The sequence below is a fragment of the Chryseobacterium sp. RU37D genome (genome assembly GCF_900156075.1).
Lineage (GTDB): Bacteria > Bacteroidota > Bacteroidia > Flavobacteriales > Weeksellaceae > Chryseobacterium.
The window spans coordinates 1-4,579 of the sequence record NZ_FTMM01000051.1 but is presented as its reverse complement, the minus strand read 5'-3'; the positions used below and the strand labels follow the sequence as shown (position 1 = coordinate 4,579).

The following is a 4,579-nucleotide window of genomic DNA, read 5'->3' as shown; positions in this document are numbered from 1 at the left end:
GTTACCAATGGTGTAATTTCTTTCTGGACAGGAGTTGCAAACTCTAACACGAATGAGAGAATGAGAATACATTCTAATGGTAATGTGGGAATTGGTACAGCAACACCTAGTAATAAATTAGATTTGGGTACAACAGCAGGGGCTACCATTACAGATCCTGCAGGTAAAAAGTTTGCGGTGTATAATAATACTACAGGCACTGATTTTTATGGTTTAGGAGTAAGTCCTGGTGTGCTTCAGTTTCATGCTTCATCACAGACGGTAAATGATGCACCAGGTATGGCTCTTTACGGGAAAAAATTGGGAATAAATCTTGGAACAACGGCACCAGCAGCAAATCTGGATGTAGCCGGAAATGTTAAAATAGCAGACGGAACCCAAGGGTTAGGGAAAATATTAGTGAGTGATGCAAATGGTCTTGCAAGCTGGCAAGATGCCATTACAGCAAGTAACAATATTTACAATTCTAATGGTACATTGACAACCAACAGGACGGTAACCCAAGCAGCGCATCCGATTACTTTTACCGGAGGTGATTTCAATGTAATACCGGCTTCATCGGGTACAGGTTTAACAATTACCGGATCTTCAACTCATCCTGTCACTAGTTCGCCAAGAATTTTTAGCCAGGAAGGATTGGAAATACAAAGCAATAATAATCAGGGACTTGTCATGGTGAACGGAGTGTATCCATTAGTTGCAACAAATCCGGTATTTAGGGTTATGTATTCAAATACTAGTAATGCTCCTAATCAAATAGAATATTTAAGAGTACAAGCAAACGGAAGTGTGGGTATTGGAACTACGACGCCAAATACCAATGCTAGTTTAGACTTGGGAACAAACAATCAAGCATTTATGACTAATCGTGTTGCTAATACTGCTGCTATAGCGACTCCTGCCGAAGGTATGTTTATTTATGTAAATGATCAAAAATGTTTTAAAGGGTACAGTAATAGTTCTTGGCATGATATGACACCATGCAGTAGTGTTGGTACTTTATCCCTTAATTGCCCAGGTGTATCCCCTTCTACTATAACTAACTATGGATCAGGTGTTATAACTTTTATTTACTTACCTTATACTGGAGGAAGTGGAGGTCCTTTAACACCGTTTAGTGTTTCATCACAAGGCGTAACAGGTATGGCTTTATCCACAACGACATCTGTTATCCCTGCTGGTAATGGTTCGTTAATTCTTGCTCTTACCGGAACTCCTTCATCTCATCCAGGAACGGCAAGTTTCCCAATTAATGTGAATGGAGTTACTTGTACAGTTAATTTATTTATCCAATAAGTTAATATGTATAGGTTAAATTAGATATCTATAAGATTAAGATATTATTTTATAATTACAAAAAAAGATTCTATCAACACTTTGATGACCAATAATTGCTAAAGAATAAATAAACTTTAGCAATTATTTAACTAAAAATTTATTTAACCATGAAAAAAAAGTTATTTTTTTTAACGAATACATTACTTATTTCTTCTGTATTCTATGGCCAGATTGGTGTCAATACACCTAATCCGCATGCTTCATCAGTATTGGATCTAACGTCTAATAATAAAGGACTACTTATTCCCAGAGTAGCATTGACAAGCCCCACAGATCAGGTAACAATACCATCTCCTGCAAACGGGCTTATGGCTTATAATACGGGACTGGGCGGTTTAGCATTTAAAGGGTTTATTTTTTGGAATGGAACCGAGTGGAGATCAATAAATAATAACTCCACTATTGCACCAGCCATTACAGCTCTCAATTGTAACGGAAGTTCTGTATTTCCTCTAAGCTTTGCATCTGGAGTACCTTATAGCGGAACAATTACAATTCCGTATTCCGGAGGGAATGGAGGAAGCTATTTTACGGGATCAGCATTTACTCAAAACGGTCTTACTTTTACCTTGAATCCTGGAGTTCTTAATAGCGGTAATGGTTTCATTACATATTCCGTCTCTGGAACACCAGATTTTACTTCTCCGACTTCGATATCTGTACCCTTAACGTTTCTTGGAAATACATGTAATATGACGATAGGACCTAATAACACTATTTCGGCGTTGTCATATGTAAGAAATACAGTTCCAATTAATACAAACACTCCTACAACTTCTATTACTACAATAGGGAATATATCTGTGAGGTACAACGGTACGGGTTCGGTAGCAACACCGCAGTTCAGGATTAATGGTTTGAGTGACAGGGCTTCGGTATGGATGCAGAAGGCAGGAACAGGTACTAGTGATTCACCTTCTTTTGTATTGCGAGATTGTACAGCGGATGCTTGGAATAATTTTTCAGATAATTTTAATCCGGGTAACAGAGATTCTGCAACCACATTGATAAGCCTTTTTGGAAATAACGAAATTTATAGGGTTTCTTTTGTGGGATATCCTTCATTTAGTGCTTCCGGTGTTCTTCCGGCTGTAACATCAAGTATTACAATTTTTATAGAGAAATTGCAGTAACTTAAAATTTAATAGCTTTTACAAGATATAGTTTATTTACCCTCATAGCGCATTTTATCCTAATTTTAGAATGTGTACCAGGCACTTGATGTGCCTGGTTTATTTCCAATTTTTATTATGAATCAAGACAATTTAATAATACATTATTATATTATAATAGTTGTCTTTGAGGGGATAATTATTTTCTGTGAAAGATAATTTCTTACAAAATTCTGAAGATATATTTATGAATATAACCTTATAGTGCAATGGAAATCCGCTTTGTGAGTATCTCATCTGATAACTCTTATACGATTTTAGGTGTATTAATCAATTTAGTCAATTTAGGAGAGCTTATCCCCAGTCACCGACTGTAAGTAATGCGATTAATTCTCCTAATACTGTTTTGATTTATCAAAATTTCCGGATATTACACCTTTAAAAGAACATTAACAACACCCAATCTTGGAGCTAACTCTGCTTTGACAAATGGAGGACCAGCTACGTGTTTCTTTTTTCAAGATGTTCAGAGCTTATCCTTAAATGAATTTAATTCATATGAATCTATTTACAACGAGCCGAACTTCCTTTCATTACAGCCCTCAAATAATAGAAAGGTATATACAAACCGAGTACCTGATACTAAGGGCAACAATAATTTTTACTAGTTTATTTATATTTTTATAGCTTTTTTCTATAACCAAACATTTAATGTTTGGTTATTTCTTTTGGATTAAAATTGCTTTTTATATTTATAAAAATTCTATAAAATTAGAATATCTTTTGTAAGCTAATGTTTGATATTCCAGGATTCAATCCATCTGAAAAATTTCTTTAACAATCAAATTCTTTACAATTTGTAGTTAAAATATGACCGATGCAATATAAAAGTTCTATAAATTTTAGATTTTAAATGCTTTATATTTGCCTCGAAGTAGTAGTGATTTGATGATTCTGAAGACACATGTGATCATTAAAATATTGCTGGGTGAGCTCAGCAATATTTTCCAATACAAAATGATTAATTATAAGTATACTGACTTTTTAGGTGAAAGAATTAAAATTACAGCATTAAAAAATTAGACTAAAAATATTAATATTCAGTGCAAGTAAAAAAGGTACTAGGACTGAATGATTAAATAACATACTCAATTTATTTTCATACTTAGATTGATTATTTTTTATTACTAGGCCTTCCTTAGGGAAGGCCTTTTTATGAATAAAAGTATGATCATCTAACATAAAATAATAATTTTCTTGTCGTACTCGTCTATTTGATCGTAGTTATAATGTGGTTCATATTTAATGATAATCCTACGAAATCTCGTTTTAATGAGATGTATCTTCGCCCTCCAATATTTTTTTTAAGTTAAAATAAAAGATAATAAAAATAAATATTACTTAAAATTAAACAAGCGTAATAGAATAGGTTGAAAGTTATTAGAAGCTATTGGCTACTAATTTTAAAATAAAACTAAATAGCATTAAAGCTAATAAGGATATTATCTTATCATCAACACAATCTGTGATTATATTTAGAAATTAAAAGTAGTGTTGTGATCGCCCCCTCCATTTGTTTTTTCATCATTAGTGTTTTGATTGGGAGGGGGCTTTTAAAATATCAAACTACTTAAAGCCCGCAAAGGAGGATACAAAAGAAATGATAAATAAAAGAACTAAACTAGAAATTTAAATTTGAATATCAAAACAATATTATAACATTCCATATTGTTGAGAAAAATTCATAATTATATTTATTGATTTTACTTAGTAAATATAAGTTCTTGTTTATTAATCATTTAAAGATATTTTTGTCATTATTTAGATAATGTTCTTGTTTTTAATTCTTTTTAGGTAAAAATAGTTTTGAATAATCTTAACTATTAATTAACATAGAAAAATAGATATAGATTCGCGATATTTTAGTCAATTATATAAATAACAGCAAGCATAATTAAATTATTTAAATCAAGATAATTTTCAAATATAATTAAACACTTTTAAGAATGAAAAACTATTATGTAATAGCCTTTCTGGCTATTAACTCTATTGTTTATTCCCAAGTTGGAATAAATACCACCACTCCTCGTGCCACACTGGATATTGTAGCTACGGCAAATAGTACAACA

The 4,579-nt window shown here is 32.3% G+C and carries 1 protein-coding gene and 1 pseudogene; both read left to right on the top strand.

Going from position 1 to position 4,579, the window contains the following annotated elements:
- Positions 1–1,296: pseudogene (locus tag BW926_RS14440) on the top strand (hypothetical protein); the annotation flags it as partial.
- Positions 1,297–1,445: 149 nt separating this feature from the next.
- A complete protein-coding gene (locus tag BW926_RS13880; RefSeq protein ID WP_076447927.1) occupies positions 1,446–2,471 on the top strand; it encodes a hypothetical protein in 1,026 nt (341 codons plus the stop codon).
- Positions 2,472–4,579 lie beyond the last annotated feature (2,108 nt).